Origin of the sequence: Undibacterium sp. Ren11W (assembly GCF_049340485.1) — a bacterium.
Lineage (GTDB): Bacteria > Pseudomonadota > Gammaproteobacteria > Burkholderiales > Burkholderiaceae_D > Undibacterium.
Map to the genome: position 1 here is coordinate 21922 of NZ_JBMPPB010000014.1, position 15234 is coordinate 37155.

Here is a 15234-nt window from a genome sequence, read left to right on the forward strand (position 1 = left end):
GAGGAAGACATGCTGCATTTACCCGGTTTGACCTTTGATCATGGCGAAGACATCGCCGCTTTACGCGAAGCTGTACAACAATTTGCCAGCGCTGAAATCGCGCCGCGTGCGGCCGAGATCGACCGCAGCGACCAGTTTCCTATGGACCTGTGGCGCAAGCTGGGTGATTTGGGCGTGCACGGCATGACGGTGTCGGAAGAATACGGCGGCGCAAATATGGGTTACCTGGCGCATATCATCGCGATGGAAGAAATCTCGCGCGCCTCCGCTTCGGTCGGTCTGTCTTACGGCGCGCACTCCAATCTGTGCATCAACCAAATCAACCGCAACGGCACCGCCGAACAAAAAGCCAAATACCTGCCTAAGCTGATCAGTGGCGAGCACATCGGTGCTTTGGCGATGTCCGAGCCCAATGCCGGTTCCGACGTGGTCAGCATGAAATTGCGCGCCGACTTGAAAGGCGATCACTACGTCCTCAATGGCACCAAGATGTGGATCACCAATGGTCCGGATGCCGATACCCTGGTGGTGTACGCCAAAACCGATCTGGAAGCTGGTTCGCGCGGCATGACTGCTTTCCTGATCGAAAAAGGTTTTAAAGGTTTCAGTATTGCGCAAAAGCTAGACAAGCTCGGTATGCGTGGTTCGCACACTGGTGAGTTGGTGTTCCAGGATTGCGAAGTACCGCTAGAAAACGTCCTTGGCGGTATCGGCAAAGGCGTGAATGTCTTAATGTCGGGTCTCGATTTTGAGCGCACAGTATTATCCGGCGGCCCGCTGGGGATCATGCAAGCCTGTATGGATGTGGTGGTGCCTTACGTGCATGACCGCAAGCAGTTCGGTCAGGCTATCGGCGAATTCCAGTTGATGCAGGGTAAATTGGCTGATATGTATTCCACCATGATGGCGTGCAAAGCCTATGTCTACGCAGTTGGTCAGGCTTGCGACCGTGCCAAGAACCCGGACGCGATCCGTGCGATTCGTAAAGATGCCGCCGGCGCGATTTTGTACTCGGCTGAAAAAGCCACCTGGATGGCGGGCGAAGCGATCCAGACTTTAGGCGGTAACGGCTATATCAACGAATACCCGGTTGGTCGTCTCTGGCGCGATGCCAAATTGTATGAAATCGGTGCTGGCACTAGCGAAATCCGTCGCATGTTGATCGGTCGTGAGTTGTTTGCCGAAACAATGTAAATAGGGAATACGCACTATTCATGCGCTTCTTCAGGCAATTTCGGCTTGGAGGCCGCATGGATACTGCGTTATTGCATTTGGCGATGAGCTCGTCATATGCGAAATACCGTTGTATCAGCACTATCTAGGATTTGCCAAAAGGACAGCTTTGGGGTATTTGTAATGACAGATAATCCCCAATTACTGCTGAGACCACTATGACCCAAGTCGCCTTCCCAAAACTCTTGTCTTCCCAGATCGCCTTCGATATTGCCAGGACGATTTTGGATGGCTTCGATAAGCATTACCGCCTGTTTCGTCATTCTAGTTTGGGTGCCAAGCGTGATTTTGAACGCGGCGACTGGAAGACTGCACAGCACGCGGCACGCGAACGCATAGGTTTTTACGATGCGCGTGTCAAAGAGTGCGTGCAAATCATGGAAGACGAGTATCAGCAAGACGATTTGACAGATGAAGTCTGGCGCGAAGTTAAATTGCATTACATGGGCTTGTTGATCGATCATCTGCAACCCGAGTTAGCCGAGACTTTTTTTAATACGGTCTGTACCAAGCTTTTGCACAGAAATTATTTCCACAATGATTTCATCTTCGTACGCCCAGCCACCTCGACTGAGTACATAGAGGCGGAAGACACGCCGCATACGTATCGCGTGTATTACCCGGCCAAAGACGGCTTGAACTTCACGCTCAAACGCATCGTCACGAATTTTCAATTGAACGCCAATTTTGCCGATCTACAACGCGATGTGGATCTGGTAGAGCAGCGTTTGCGCGCCATTTTTGGCAGTGCCACACTAGAGCCGAACCACCAGATCCAGGTCTTGGCCAGCCTGTTTTACAGAAATAAATCGGCCTACATCATAGGCAAGGGTATCAACGGTAATCGCGAGTATCCGTTTGTGGTGCCTATCATGCACAACCGCAAGGGTGAGCTGGTGCTCGATACGGTCTTGTTCGATACCATGCAGATTACGGTACTGTTTTCTTTTACGCGTGCCTACTTCATGGTCGATATGGCGGTGCCTTCGGCCTATGTGCAGTTTATCCGCAGCATCTTGCCGAAAAAACCGCGCAGCGAGATTTACACCATGTTGGGTTTGCAAAAGCATGGCAAGAATTTGTTTTACCGCGACTTTCTGCATCACCTTAAATATTCCTCGGACATCATTGATGCCGCACCCGGTATCCGCGGTCTGGTGATGCTGGTGTTTGCGCTGCCCTCGTTTCCGTATGTGTTTAAACTGATCAAGGATTACTTCCCTCCGCCTAAGGAAACTACCAAGGCGATGATCAAAGAAAAATATCTGCTGGTGAAAAACCATGACCGCGTCGGACGTATGGCCGACACCCTGGAATACTCGGATGTGGCGTTCCCGCGTGAGCGCTTTTCCGAAGCGCTGCTCGATGAAATCACCAAGTTTGCCCCCTCTTTGTTAGAGGTCAATGATGAGGAAGTCATCATCAAACACATGTACATAGAGCGTCGCATGGTGCCACTGAATATCTGGCTGACCGAGGCAGAAAAACGCGGCGATTACGCAGCCATGGAGCATGGCATTTTTGAATACGGCAATGCGATTAAAGAGCTGGTCGGCGCGAATATTTTTCCTGGCGATATGTTGTATAAAAACTTCGGTGTCACGCGTCATGGTCGTGTCGTGTTTTACGATTACGATGAGATCGAATACATCACCGATTGTAATTTCCGTACCATCCCCTTGCCACGCAATGAAGAAGATGAGATGTCGGCCGAGCCCTGGTATTCGATCGGTAAATACGATGTTTTCCCCGAACAATTCGGCACCTTTTTGTTAGGCAATGACAAGGTGCGTGAATATTTTATGCGCCACCATGCCGATTTGCTGACTGCCGCCTACTGGCAGGGTCGCAAGCAACGCATTTTGGACGGCAAGGTCGATGATGTGTTTCCGTATCCTCAGGAAATTCGCTTTTGCAATCAGGGTAAAGTTGAACTCATTGAGAAGCCAGGTAGCACTATGGAAGACGACAACACCGAAAACAGTGCTGACACAGATTGTGTCAGTGCCGAGTAAACCGAAATTAATTTAATTATCAACACAAACCCACACAAGCCCACTATCTGGAGATGAACATGCATGATCCTATCGTTATCGTCGGTGCCGCCCGTACCCCTATGGGCGCGTTTCAAGGCGATTTTTCTACTGTTACCGCCAGCCAGTTGGGCGCGGTTGCCATCAAGGCGGCGGTAGAGCGTGCCGGCGTCAAGCCTGAGCTGATCGAAGAAGTATTGTTTGGTAATTGTCTGATGGCCGGTCAAGGTCAGGCGCCTGCGCGCCAGGCTTTGCTGGCGGCTGGTTTGCCAGTTTCTACCGGTGCCGTCACCTTGTCAAAAATGTGCGGTTCTGCCATGAAAGCGACCATGATGGCATTCGATTCCATCACGGCCGGCAGCAATGAAATTCTGGTCAGCGGCGGGATGGAATCGATGACCAACGCACCATATCTAATCCCAAAAGCACGTGGCGGTTATCGTATCGGTCACGGCCAAATCATGGATCATATGATGCTAGATGGTCTGGAAGACGCTTACCAAAGAGATGAAAAAGGCGGAGGCCGTTCTATGGGCACGTTCGCCGAAGACTGCTCGGCTAAATATGAGTTCACACGTGAAGCGCAAGACGCCTTTGCGATCGCTTCGGTCAAGCGTGCACAAGCGGCCACTGCCGATGGTTCTTTTGCCTGGGAAATCGCGCCAGTGACGGTTTCCGGTCGTGGCGGCGATGTTGTCATCGATAAAGACGAAGGCCCCTTGAAAGCCAAGCTGGATAAAATTTCATCTTTGAGGCCAGCCTTCAAAAAAGACGGCACGATTACCGCCGCTTCTTCTTCATCGATCAATGACGGCGCTGCCGCTTTGGTCTTGATGCGCGCATCGAAAGCGAAAGAATTAGGCCTGACGCCTATCGCCAAAATCGTCGGCCATGCCACGCATGCACAAGAGCCGAGCTGGTTTGCGATTGCCCCGATAGGCGCGATCAATAAACTCTACAAAAAGATAGGCTGGAGCACCGCCGAGGTTGATCTGTTTGAAGTCAATGAAGCCTTTGCGACGGTGGCCATGGCCGCCATGCAAGAGTTGGCGATTCCTCACGATAAGATCAATGTACACGGTGGCGCTTGCGCACTGGGACATCCTATCGGTGCCTCCGGTGCCCGTATCATCATCACGCTGATCGGTGCCTTGAAAAAGCAGGGCAAAAAGCGCGGCGTGGCGGCACTGTGTATCGGTGGTGGCGAAGCGACTGCAATGGCGATAGAACTGCTGTAAAAAATGAGCGGATACATCAACCGGCCGGGCTGATGCATCCGCTTTAAAATATTTTGATTTACTCTGATTGAAAGAAAACATGCCAACGGCACTCATCATCGGCGCTTCACGCGGCATAGGCCACGAATTTGCACAACAGTATCGTGCCGCAGGATGGCGCGTGATTGCTACCGCCAGAACTGAAGAAGGTTTAGCCGAATTACGTGCGCTTGGGTGCGAACCTATGCCGCTGGATGTCAATGATCTTAATGATTGCGCTGGCTTCGGCTGGTTGTTGGATGACGAAAAAATCGAGGTTGCGGTACTCAATGCCGGTGTATTTGGCCCGCGTAGCGCAGGCCTGGTTTCGCCGCAAGAGGATCACTTTGACACTGTCATGCATACCAATGTGCTAGCCGCGATGCGTCTATTGCCTATCGTACTGCCGCTGGTCGAGAATGCCGGCGGTAAGCTGGCGGTGATCTCGTCGCGTATGGGGGCCATCGGCACGCGCACTAGTGCGGATGGCTGGTTGTATCGCGCCAGCAAGGCCGCCTTAAATTCGGTGTTGAAGGACGTTTCACTGACGAGCAAAAAATCGACTTGCATCGCGTTTCATCCGGGCTGGGTACAAACTGAGATGGGTGGTGCCGGTGCCGACATCAGCGTACAAGAAAGTGTCGCCGGTATGCGGGCGACCTTGGCGGCTCTTGTACCAGGTGATAATGGAAAATTTTTAGATTATCTGGGTGCCGCGATAGATTGGTGATGCCTGTGCATCACCGTATTTTTTTGCTTTAATGATCCAGATTAATTATTGCAAGCTTTGTTTTATTCATTGATACATTCAAATTAGACGCGACCATGCTACTTACACCCGAACACGAAATGATACGCGACGCTGTGCGCGCCTTTGCCCAGGAAAAACTGGTTCCCAATGCCGCGCGTTGGGATAAAGAGCATCACTTTCCGGCGGCAGAATTAAAAGAGTTGGCGCAAATGGGGGCCTACGGTGTGGCCGTGCCTGAAGAATATGGTGGCGCCGGCATGGATTATCTGTCGCTGGCGCTGGTACTGGAAGAAGTAGCGGCCGGTGACGGCGGTACTTCGACCGTGATCTCGGTCAACAACTGCCCGGTCTGCAGTATCGCCATGATGTATGCCAACGAGGCGCAGAAACAACAATGGCTAAGGCCGCTGGCGCAGGGCGAGATACTCGGTGCTTTTTGCCTGACCGAACCGCATGCCGGCAGCGATGCCTCTGAATTACGCACGACTGCCAGACGTGATGGCAATGAATACGTACTCAACGGCGTCAAGCAATTCATCACCAGCGGCAAGACCGCAGACGTGGCGATCGTGATGGCGGTGACCGATAAAGCAGCCGGCAAAAAAGGCATTAGCGCGTTCTGGGTCGATACTAAAACGCCCGGTTATATCGTCGCTGGCATCGAACAAAAGATGGGCCAGCATTCCTCCGATACGGCGCAGATCCTGTTTGAAAACTGCCGTATTCCTGCAGAGAATCTGATCGGCGTCGAAGGCCAGGGTTACAAGATCGCCTTGTCCGGCCTGGAGGGTGGCCGCATCGGTATCGCTTCGCAGTCAGTCGGCATGGCACGTGCGGCTTTCGAGGCCGCCTTGGCTTACGCAAAAGACCGTACCAGCTTCGGCAAAACGATATTTGAACATCAGTCTGTGCAATTTAAATTGGCTGACATGGCGACCCAGATCGAAGCGGCGCGCCAATTGATCTGGCACGCCGCTAGCATGAAAGACGCCGGTTTGCCTTGCCTGAAAGAAGCCGCGATGGCAAAACTGTTTGCTTCAGAAATGGCGGAAAAAGTGTGTTCGGATGCGATACAGATCCATGGCGGTTACGGTTATGTCAGCGATTTCCCGGTAGAGCGTATTTATCGTGACGTGCGGGTCTGCCAGATTTATGAAGGCACTTCGGACATACAGAAAATCTTGATAGGGCGCGCTTTGCTGGCGAGTTAGCTTAAGTTAGTTAAATAAGGATAAATCATGAGTGCAGCAATAGAATATTGGTTTGATTTCGTCTCGCCATATGCATATCTGGCTAGCCAGTCTATCGAGACTTTAGCGGCAAAATATGGCCGCACGGTAGACTGGAAACCTATGCTTTTGGGGGCGGTATTCAAGAACACTGGCTCTATGCCTTTGACCATGCGCCCGCCCGTGATGGCGGAGTATTTCAAACATGATTTTCAACGTTCGGCACGTTTTGCAAATTTGCCTTTCGTCATGCCCGATCCGTTTCCTATCAACACGCAAAATACCGCCAGGGTGTGTTTGTGGATGAAACAAGCTGCACCGCATTTGGTGGGGGCCTTTGTGCGACAGGTGACGCTGGCCTACTTCAGTGGCCCGGCAGCGATCAATGAACCGCAATGGTTAGCCGCGCAGGTGCAGGCCTTAGGTTTGGACGGCGCGGCCGCTGCGGCGGCCTGTGAGGACACAGTGCGCAAAGACGAACTGAAAGCTGCTTGCGAGCAAGCGGTGGCGCAAGGCGTATTCGGCGCGCCGTGGATAGTGGTAGATGGCGAGGCATTCTGGGGCAATGATAGATTGCCACAAGTAGAACTATGGTTGGCGAATGGCGGTTTTTAAATTAGGACTTACGCATAACTGCCCCAGCGTCGTTGTATCCGCCTTGCCGTACTGAAGTACTGTCTTCGGCGGCACGCCTAGCTGGAACAATTTTGCGTAAGTCCTCTAAGTAAGTTCACAGACATCATCGGAGACGAAAATGAAAAAAGGCTACAAGCAATTGGTAGACGAAGCCAGCGCAGAGATTAAGACCTATAGCGTGGCCGAAGCGCTGGCGAAGATGCATGATCCTCAGGTGCAATTCATCGACGTACGTGATGTCCGTGAACTGGAGCGCGAAGGCGTGGTGCCAGGCGCCTTTCACGCGCCGCGCGGCATGATAGAGTTTTGGGTCGATCCAGAATCGCCGTATTACAAACCGGTATTCGGTGAACGTAAAGAATTTATTTTGTTTTGCGGCGCCGGTTGGCGCAGTGCCTTAACTACCAAAACGGTACAAGACATGGGCCTGGAAAACGTGGCGCATATAGAAGGCGGTTTTGGTGCATGGAAGGCGGCTGGAGCCCCGGTGGTAGAAAAAGAAAAAAAGTAGGACTTATGCAAAACTGCCCCAGCGTCGTTGTATCCGCCCAATCGTCCATTGAGTACTAAAGTACTGTCTTCGGCGGTACGCCTAGCTGGAACAATTTTGCGTATGTCCTAAAAAGAAAGAAAGTAAGTAAAAAACATGAAGTGCCCTTGTGACTCTGGTAAAAATTTTGAGCTGTGCTGCCAGCCGTATCTGACAGCTGCTGCGCTAGCGCCCAATGCCGAAGCCTTGATGCGTTCGCGCTATACCGCCTATAGCTTGGGTGACGAAGCCTATTTACGAGCCACCTGGGATGAGCGCACCTTGCCGGCCGAGCAATTGGTACACGACGATCCTACGCAATGGCTGGGTCTGGAAATTAAACGTTTTATCCCCGACGGTGGCAGTGCTACGGTCGAGTTTGTGGCACGTTACAAGATAGGCGGGCGCGCACATCGCCTGCACGAAGTAAGCCGTTTTGTACAACATGACGGTAAATGGTTATACGTGGATGGCACGTTTCCTAAAAAATAAAGTAATTAACGCTACAGCGAGATTAAAAAATGACGACTCTGGATTCCAAACTCAATAGCCGCTCGGAAGACTTCAAGGCCAATGCCGCTGCCATGCAGCGCGTGGTCGACGATCTGAAAGAGAAAGTGGCGAAAATCGCGCTCGGTGGTGGCGATGCCGCACGCGAAAAACATCTGGCGCGTGGCAAGCTGCTGCCGCGTGACCGGGTGCAAACCCTGCTCGACGCCGGAACGCCGTTTCTGGAATTTTCCCAACTGGCAGCCTACGATATGTACAAGGAAAAGAGCGGGCAAGATGCCGCTCCTGCGGCCGGTGTAATTACCGGCATAGGCCGCGTGGCCGGGCAAGAATGCGTGATCGTCTGTAACGATGCCACCGTCAAAGGCGGTACTTACTATCCGCTGACGGTCAAGAAGCATCTGCGTGCGCAAGAGATCGCCGAACAAAACAATCTGCCGTGTATCTATCTGGTTGACTCAGGTGGGGCGAATTTACCGAATCAGGAAGACGTGTTCCCGGACCGTGACCATTTCGGCCGCATCTTTTTTAATCAGGCCACCATGTCTTCCAAAGGTATACCGCAAATCGCGGTGGTGATGGGTTCGTGTACCGCCGGTGGTGCGTATGTGCCGGCGATGAGCGATGAGTCAATTATCGTCAAAAATCAAGGTACGATTTTTCTGGCTGGCCCGCCCTTAGTCAAAGCCGCGACCGGTGAAGTGGTCAGCGCCGAAGATCTGGGTGGCGGCGATGTGCATACGCGCATGTCAGGCGTCGCCGATCATCTGGCACAAAACGATATCCATGCGCTGGCTATGGCGCGCACTATTGTTTCTAATCTGAACCGCCAGAAACCGCAGCAAATGGTGTTGAAGCCTGTGGAAGAACCGAAGTTCCCAGCGCAAGAATTGTATGGCGTAATTCCGCTCGATACCCGCAAACCTTTTGACGTGCGCGAAGTGATCGCACGTGTGGTCGATGGTAGCCATTTTGACGAATTCAAGGCGCGTTATGGTACGACTTTAGTCTGCGGCTTTGCGCATATCCACGGTATGCCAGTCGGTATCATCGCCAACAACGGCATCTTGTTTTCCGAGTCGGCCCTAAAAGGCGCGCACTTTATCGAACTGTGCTGCCAGCGCAAGATCCCGCTGGTGTTCCTGCAAAATATTACCGGCTTCATGGTCGGTCGCAAGTACGAAAACGAAGGTATCGCCCGTAACGGTGCCAAGATGGTGACGGCTGTCGCCACTGCCAACGTGCCTAAGTTTACCGTCATCATAGGTGGCAGTTTTGGTGCGGGTAACTACGGCATGTGCGGCCGTGCTTTCTCACCGCGCTTCATGTGGATGTGGCCGAATGCGCGCATCAGCGTCATGGGCGGCGAGCAAGCCGCCAGCGTGCTGGCCACCGTCAAGCGCGACGGTATCGAAGCCAAGGGCGGCAGCTGGAGTGCCGAAGAAGAAGACGCCTTCAAGCAACCGATCAAAGATCAGTATGAGCATCAGGGCCATCCGTATTACGCCAGCGCCCGTTTGTGGGACGACGGCGTGATCGATCCGGCTGATACCCGCATGGTATTGGCGCTGGGTCTGTCGGCGGCTTTGAATGCACCGATTCCGGATGTGAAGTTTGGCCTGTTCAGAATGTAAGGAAGTGCGCATGTATCAAACTTTGGAATTGACGCGTGACAATCGCGTCGCAACGGTGAGCTTAAATCGCCCCGATGTCCGCAACGCCTTTAACGAAACCACGATCGCCGAGCTGACGCAGGTGTTTAGCGTCTTGGGTGCCGACGAGGGCGTGCGTGTCATCGTGCTGGCTGCCAATGGTCCGGCGTTTTGCGCCGGTGCCGACCTGAACTGGATGAAAAAGATGGCCGACTACAGCCATCAGGAAAATCTGGCCGACGCAGCGCAACTGGCGAGCATGTTGCATACGATTTATACCTGCCCTAAACCGGTGGTGGCGAAGGTGCAGGGCGATTGTTATGCCGGCGGCATGGGCTTGGTGGCGGCTTGCGATATGGTGGTGGCGGTAGATACGGCGAATTTCTGCCTGAGCGAAGTGAAGTTGGGCCTGATCCCGGCGACGATCTCTCCGTATGTGATCAAGGCCATGGGCGAAAACGCCGCACGTCGCTATTTTTTGACGGCAGAGCGTTTCGATGCCGCTGAAGCCAAACGCATAGGCTTTGCGCACGAAGTGGTGAGTGCCGACGCGCTTGACGCCAAGCTGGCGGAACTGGTCAAAGTGCTGAGCAATAATAGTCCGAATGCGGTCAGGCAAGCCAAGGTTTTGGTGCGTGAAGTCGGCGGCCGTGAAATCAGCGCCGCCTTGATCGCCGCCACAGTCGAGGATATCGCGCAGATCCGCGCTTCGCAGCAAGGGCGTGAAGGCGTGCGTTCATTTTTAGAGAAGCGTAAGCCGGATTGGTTGCTGTAAGCCTAAGCAAAACGGGTCATTTCGGCCACTGTGTATAATTTGCCCTCTGCATTGCAGAAGGAAACTTCTAAAAAACCCAAGAGCCGTGATGCTAGCGTTTAAAAAAAGAAAAATTTAAGCGCAACGCAGTTGAGAATACAGAAGGAAAAACAAAGATTTTCTGTGCTAACTCTGCGGCGAGAAAAGTTTTTATTTTTAGGTTTTTATAAGTTTCCAATAGTGATAACGCAGTATCCATGCGCCTTCGCAGAGCAAAATGGCCTGTAAGCCGCATGGATATTGCGCAGTGGCTTTACAAATAGGGAGTGGCATTGAATCCAAAGCAACAATCTGACTGGGTCGCACGTAGCCTGAAAAGCGTCTGGCACCCGTGCACGCAGATGCAGCACCACGAGACTGTTCCGCTGATACCAGTCAGCCACGGTCGTGGTGCCTGGCTGTTTGATACCGAAGGCAAACGCTATCTCGATGGCATCAGTTCCTGGTGGGTCAATTTGTTTGGCCACGCCAATCCGCGCATCAACGCGGCACTCAAAGATCAGCTCGATAAGCTAGAGCACGCGATGCTGGCCGGCTTCACCCATGAACCTGTGGTGCGGCTGTCGGAAAAACTCTCGGCCCTAACCGGCGGCGTGTTGGGTCATTGTTTCTATGCTTCCGACGGCGCTTCTGCTACCGAAATTTCTTTGAAGATGAGTTTTCATTTCTGGCGCAACAGCGGCCAGGCTGAAAAACAAGAATTTATCTGCCTCAAGGGCAGTTATCACGGCGAAACCATAGGTGCTTTGGCGGTGACTGACGTGCCGCTGTTCCGCGATGCCTACGGCCCTTTGCTGAACAAGGCGCATGTAGTGGCATCGCCCGATGCACGCCAGGCGCTAGAGGGTGAGAGCGCTACTGACGTCGCGCGCCATGCTGCCGCTGACCTGGAGCGCTGCCTGCAGGAACGCGCCGGAAAAATCGCCGCCGTTATCATAGAGCCGCTGGTGCAATGTGCTACCGGCATGGCGATGCATGATCCCGAATATCTACGACTGGTGCGCTCTCTATGCGACCAGTATCAGGTGCATATGATCGCCGATGAAATCGCGGTCGGTTGTGGCCGCACTGGCACTTTCTTTGCCTGTGAAAGCGCTGGCATCTGGCCCGATTTTGTCTGCCTGTCGAAAGGCATCAGCGGCGGTTATCTGCCGCTGTCGCTGGTGATGACGCGGGATGAAATTTATCAGGGTTTTTACCATAGCGATGTGCGTCGCGGTTTTTTGCATTCACATTCCTATACCGGCAATCCGCTGGCCTGTCGCGCCGCGCTGGCGACATTAGAGATTTTTGAAACCGATGATGTGCTGCTACAAAATCGTCTGAAAGCTGCCAGCATAAGCAAGGCTTTGCAGCCACTGGCGCAGCACGAGAAGGTAGAGAATTTCCGTCAGCAGGGCATGATCTGGGCCTTTGATGCGGTTGTCGATGATACCGCAGCCAGTAGTTTTTCACGGCGTTTTTTCAGCACTGCGCTGGAACACGAATTGTTGTTGCGCCCGATAGGAAAAACCGTGTATTTGATGCCACCGTATATCTTGAACGACAAGGAAATTGCTGATCTCGGCAACACGACACTGAAAGTATTTAATCAGGTCTTGGGTGAATTAGCGAACGGGGTTTCAGCATGATTTTGTTAGATCAATTAGAAGCGCAACTTGATGTCCTCAATGCCAAGAGCCTGCGCCGTCGCCGTCGCACTGCCGACACAGCCTGCGCACCGCGTGTGACGGTCGACGGTAATCCGGTGCTGGCGTTTTGCAGCAATGATTACCTGGGCTTGGCAGCGCATCCGAAAATTATCTCAGCCTTGCAGCAAGGTGCCAGCCTGTATGGCGTAGGTAGCGGGGCCTCGCATCTGATCAGTGGCCACAGCCGCGCTCACGCCATCTTGGAAGAGCGTCTGGCCGATTTTATGGCCCCGCATATAGAATCGGCACGTGCCCTGTATTTTTGCACCGGCTATATGGCCAATCTGGCGGTCTTGTGCGGCTTGGCTGCAGTGTCTGGACGTGATACCGAGATTTTTTCAGAAAGCCTGAATCATGCTTCGCTGATAGACGGGGCCAAGCTCTCGCGTGCTCAGGTACACGTGTATCCGCATGGTCAGGTGCTGGCGCTGCAAAGCTTGCTGGAAGCGAGTTCAGCACCGACTAAGATCGTGGTGACCGATAGCGTATTTAGTATGGACGGCGATCTTGCGCCCTTGCCTGCGATTTTGGCTCTGTGTGAGAAGCACAATGCCTGGCTGGTGATCGACGACGCCCATGGCTTTGGTGCCTTGGGTGAGCACGGTCGCGGTGTGCTCGAGCATTTCAATCTGCGTTCGCCAAATCTGGTGTACATGGGCACACTGGGCAAAGCCGCCGGGGTCGGAGGTGCCTTTGTGGCGGCGCATGCCACCGTGATCGACTGGCTGGTGCAAAAGGCGCGCCCGTATATTTACACAACTGCCGCACCGCCTGCGCTGGCGCATGCCTTGCTGACTAGTCTGGAAATTATCGGTGGAGCAGAAGGGCATGCCCGACGCGCCCATCTGCAAGAACTGATCGCGCAATTGCGCGGCGATCTGCGCCTGCAACGCTGGACTTTGATGCCATCGACGACTGCGGTGCAGCCCATCATCATCGGCGACAATGCCGAGTCTATGCGCGCCGCTGCCAGCTTGTATGAGCAGGGTATCTGGGTGCCGGCGATACGCCCGCCTACTGTGCCCGATGGCACTGCCAGACTACGCATTACCTTGTCGGCCGCGCATACGCATGATGATGTAGCATGCCTGCTCGATGCTGTGAATACGCTGGAGACCAGGGCATGATGCTACAGCGTCCGCATGATTATTTTGTGACTGGCACCGATACCGAAATCGGCAAGACACTGGTCAGTGCCGCGCTGTTGCTGGCGCTGGCGCAACGTGGCCAAAGCACGATAGGAATGAAGCCGGTCGCCGCCGGTGCCGATCTGATAGACGGAGTCTGGCATAACGAAGATGTCGATGCATTAATGGCAGCCGCGACTATGCGTGCGGCCCCAGAATTGGTGGCGCCGTATTTAATGCAAACGCCGGCAGCGCCGCATATTGTGGCCGAGTTGGAAAACGTGACGATTTCCGGCGCGCATATTCAATCTTGCTATCAAGTTTTGACGACGCAGGCAGATGTCGTGATCGTCGAAGGTGTGGGCGGCTTTTGCGTACCCTTGAATGCCGATCTGGACACTGCCGATATGGCGCAAACTTTAGGCTTGCCAGTGATCTTGGTGGTGGGCATGCGTCTCGGCTGCATCAGTCATGCTTTGCTAACCGCCGAGGCTATTGCCGCACGCGGCCTGAAGCTCGCTGGCTGGGTCGCGAATACGGTCGATGAAAACATGCTGTACCCGGATGAAAATCTAGCCGCTTTGCGGGCACGCTTGCCGGCGCCCTTGTTGGGCCGGATACCAAGAATAAATGAACTGACGCAAACCCGCAGGGCGCAAGCCGCCGCCGCGTGTTTAAATTTGAATTTTTTGACGCTTTAAATATTTTGAAGTAAAGGACGAACCATGCAACAGAACGCCTCTCCACTGACATTTCAGACCCCGGTTAAAGCGATAGAAGCTGAAACCTGGCCAGTTGACGATGTGCTGGCACTTTTCGATTTGCCTTTCAACGAACTGATGTTCAAGGCGCAGCAAACCCACCGCGATAACTTCCCGGATGGCGACGTTGAATTGGCGACCCTGCTGTCGATCAAGACCGGCGGCTGCGAAGAAGATTGCGGTTATTGCCCGCAAGCGGCACGTTACGATACCGGGGTAGTTGCGAAAAAAATGCTGGATGTGCGTGAAGTATTAGATGCCGCCAAAGCCGCGCGCGAAAACGGCGCGACCCGTTTTTGCATGGGTGCCGCCTGGCGCTCGCCGAAAGAACGTGACATGGAAAAAGTCGAAACCATGGTGCGCGAAGTCAAAGCACTGGGCCTGGAAACCTGTGCCACCTTGGGTATGCTGGAAGAAGCGCAGGCTCAGCGTCTGGCCGCCGCCGGTCTGGATTACTACAACCATAATCTGGATACCGCACCCGAATTTTACGATAACGTGATCTCCACCCGCGACTATCAAGACAGGCTCGATACACTCGGTCATGTACGTACCGCCGGCCTGAAAGTTTGCTGTGGCGGTATCGTCGGCATGGGCGAATCACGTCGTCAACGCGCCGGTCTGATCGCCCAACTGGCTAACCTGAATCCTTATCCTGAATCGGTGCCGGTCAATCATCTGGTGCAGGTAGAGGGCACACCCTTGCATGGTCTAGATCCGCTCGATCCTCTGGAATTTGTGCGCACCATCGCGGTGGCGCGCCTGACCATGCCGAAAGCACGGGTACGCTTATCCGCTGGTCGCAGACAGATGGGCGAAGCGGTGCAGGCGATGTGCTTCATGGCTGGTGCAAATTCGATTTTTTACGGCGACAAATTGCTCACCACCGGCAACCCAGACGCCGAAGACGATCGGGTCTTGCTGGCTAAGCTAGGTCTGAAAACACGCGGCAAGGTCGAAGCAAAAGCCGGTAGCTGTAACTAGGAAGACGTCAATCTGTGGCTTCACGAGA

Annotated in this window: 14 protein-coding genes; all 14 read left to right on the top strand. The window is 53.6% G+C overall.

Translation table 11 applies throughout. The features are described 5' to 3' along the window. The first annotated feature begins 9 nt into the window (after positions 1-9). The gene (locus ACO0K8_RS21450; RefSeq protein ID WP_422948695.1) at positions 10-1194 is read left to right on the top strand and encodes an isovaleryl-CoA dehydrogenase; all 1185 of its coding nucleotides are present in this window, start codon (positions 10-12) and stop codon (positions 1192-1194) included. A gap of 197 nt (positions 1195-1391) precedes the next feature. Further along, positions 1392-3248, top strand: coding sequence for a bifunctional isocitrate dehydrogenase kinase/phosphatase (aceK, locus tag ACO0K8_RS21455; RefSeq protein ID WP_422948696.1), 1857 nt, complete (start codon positions 1392-1394; stop codon positions 3246-3248). A gap of 59 nt (positions 3249-3307) precedes the next feature. Next, the gene (locus tag ACO0K8_RS21460; RefSeq protein ID WP_422948697.1) at positions 3308-4504 is read left to right on the top strand and encodes an acetyl-CoA C-acetyltransferase; all 1197 of its coding nucleotides are present in this window, start codon (positions 3308-3310) and stop codon (positions 4502-4504) included. A 79-nt stretch (positions 4505-4583) separates the two neighbouring features. Beyond that, a complete protein-coding gene (locus ACO0K8_RS21465; RefSeq protein ID WP_422948698.1) occupies positions 4584-5252 on the top strand; it encodes an SDR family oxidoreductase in 669 nt (222 codons plus the stop codon). 95 nt (positions 5253-5347) lie between these two features. Continuing rightward, positions 5348-6484: an acyl-CoA dehydrogenase family protein gene (locus ACO0K8_RS21470; protein WP_422948699.1), complete on the top strand. Its 1137-nt coding sequence runs from the start codon at positions 5348-5350 to the stop codon at positions 6482-6484. Positions 6485-6511: 27 nt separating this feature from the next. Further along, complete coding sequence (locus tag ACO0K8_RS21475) at positions 6512-7117, top strand: 2-hydroxychromene-2-carboxylate isomerase (protein ID WP_422948700.1); 606 nt, start codon at positions 6512-6514, stop codon at positions 7115-7117. A gap of 139 nt (positions 7118-7256) precedes the next feature. Continuing rightward, entirely contained in the window at positions 7257-7649 is a 393-nt protein-coding gene (locus ACO0K8_RS21480) for a rhodanese-like domain-containing protein (RefSeq protein ID WP_422948701.1), read from the top strand. Positions 7650-7784: 135 nt separating this feature from the next. After that, entirely contained in the window at positions 7785-8159 is a 375-nt protein-coding gene (locus ACO0K8_RS21485) for a YchJ family protein (protein WP_422948702.1), read from the top strand. Between the two features lie 29 nt (positions 8160-8188). Next, a complete protein-coding gene (locus ACO0K8_RS21490; protein WP_422948703.1) occupies positions 8189-9811 on the top strand; it encodes a carboxyl transferase domain-containing protein in 1623 nt (540 codons plus the stop codon). A 10-nt stretch (positions 9812-9821) separates the two neighbouring features. Next, positions 9822-10604 (top strand): enoyl-CoA hydratase/isomerase family protein, encoded by a 783-nt coding sequence (locus ACO0K8_RS21495; RefSeq protein WP_422948704.1) that lies wholly within the window; start codon positions 9822-9824, stop codon positions 10602-10604. Between the two features lie 311 nt (positions 10605-10915). Continuing rightward, complete coding sequence (gene bioA / locus ACO0K8_RS21500; protein WP_422948705.1) at positions 10916-12274, top strand: adenosylmethionine--8-amino-7-oxononanoate transaminase; 1359 nt, start codon at positions 10916-10918, stop codon at positions 12272-12274. Further along, positions 12271-13461 carry an 8-amino-7-oxononanoate synthase gene (gene bioF, locus ACO0K8_RS21505; protein WP_422948706.1) on the top strand — a complete coding sequence of 397 codons (1191 nt, stop codon included), beginning with the start codon at positions 12271-12273 and terminating at the stop codon, positions 13459-13461. Before bioA ends, bioF begins: the two co-directional genes overlap by 4 nt. Beyond that, positions 13458-14162: a dethiobiotin synthase gene (gene bioD, locus ACO0K8_RS21510; RefSeq protein ID WP_422948707.1), complete on the top strand. Its 705-nt coding sequence runs from the start codon at positions 13458-13460 to the stop codon at positions 14160-14162. Before bioF ends, bioD begins: the two co-directional genes overlap by 4 nt. A gap of 24 nt (positions 14163-14186) precedes the next feature. Then, positions 14187-15206, top strand: a complete 1020-nt coding sequence (gene bioB, locus ACO0K8_RS21515; RefSeq protein ID WP_422948708.1) for a biotin synthase BioB — start codon at positions 14187-14189, stop codon at positions 15204-15206. Positions 15207-15234: the final 28 nt, after the last annotated feature.

What these genes read in the sequence shown, in the direction of transcription:
- ACO0K8_RS21450 (WP_422948695.1), top strand. Translation starts at nt 10, where the DNA reads ATGCTGCATTTACCCGGTTTGACCTTTGATCATGGCGAAGACATCGCC.
- aceK (WP_422948696.1), top strand. Translation starts at nt 1,392, where the DNA reads ATGACCCAAGTCGCCTTCCCAAAACTCTTGTCTTCCCAGATCGCCTTC.
- ACO0K8_RS21460 (WP_422948697.1), top strand. Translation starts at nt 3,308, where the DNA reads ATGCATGATCCTATCGTTATCGTCGGTGCCGCCCGTACCCCTATGGGC.
- ACO0K8_RS21465 (WP_422948698.1), top strand. Translation starts at nt 4,584, where the DNA reads ATGCCAACGGCACTCATCATCGGCGCTTCACGCGGCATAGGCCACGAA.
- ACO0K8_RS21470 (WP_422948699.1), top strand. Translation starts at nt 5,348, where the DNA reads ATGCTACTTACACCCGAACACGAAATGATACGCGACGCTGTGCGCGCC.
- ACO0K8_RS21475 (WP_422948700.1), top strand. Translation starts at nt 6,512, where the DNA reads ATGAGTGCAGCAATAGAATATTGGTTTGATTTCGTCTCGCCATATGCA.
- ACO0K8_RS21480 (WP_422948701.1), top strand. Translation starts at nt 7,257, where the DNA reads ATGAAAAAAGGCTACAAGCAATTGGTAGACGAAGCCAGCGCAGAGATT.
- ACO0K8_RS21485 (WP_422948702.1), top strand. Translation starts at nt 7,785, where the DNA reads ATGAAGTGCCCTTGTGACTCTGGTAAAAATTTTGAGCTGTGCTGCCAG.
- ACO0K8_RS21490 (WP_422948703.1), top strand. Translation starts at nt 8,189, where the DNA reads ATGACGACTCTGGATTCCAAACTCAATAGCCGCTCGGAAGACTTCAAG.
- ACO0K8_RS21495 (WP_422948704.1), top strand. Translation starts at nt 9,822, where the DNA reads ATGTATCAAACTTTGGAATTGACGCGTGACAATCGCGTCGCAACGGTG.
- bioF (WP_422948706.1), top strand. Translation starts at nt 12,271, where the DNA reads ATGATTTTGTTAGATCAATTAGAAGCGCAACTTGATGTCCTCAATGCC.
- bioD (WP_422948707.1), top strand. Translation starts at nt 13,458, where the DNA reads ATGATGCTACAGCGTCCGCATGATTATTTTGTGACTGGCACCGATACC.
- bioB (WP_422948708.1), top strand. Translation starts at nt 14,187, where the DNA reads ATGCAACAGAACGCCTCTCCACTGACATTTCAGACCCCGGTTAAAGCG.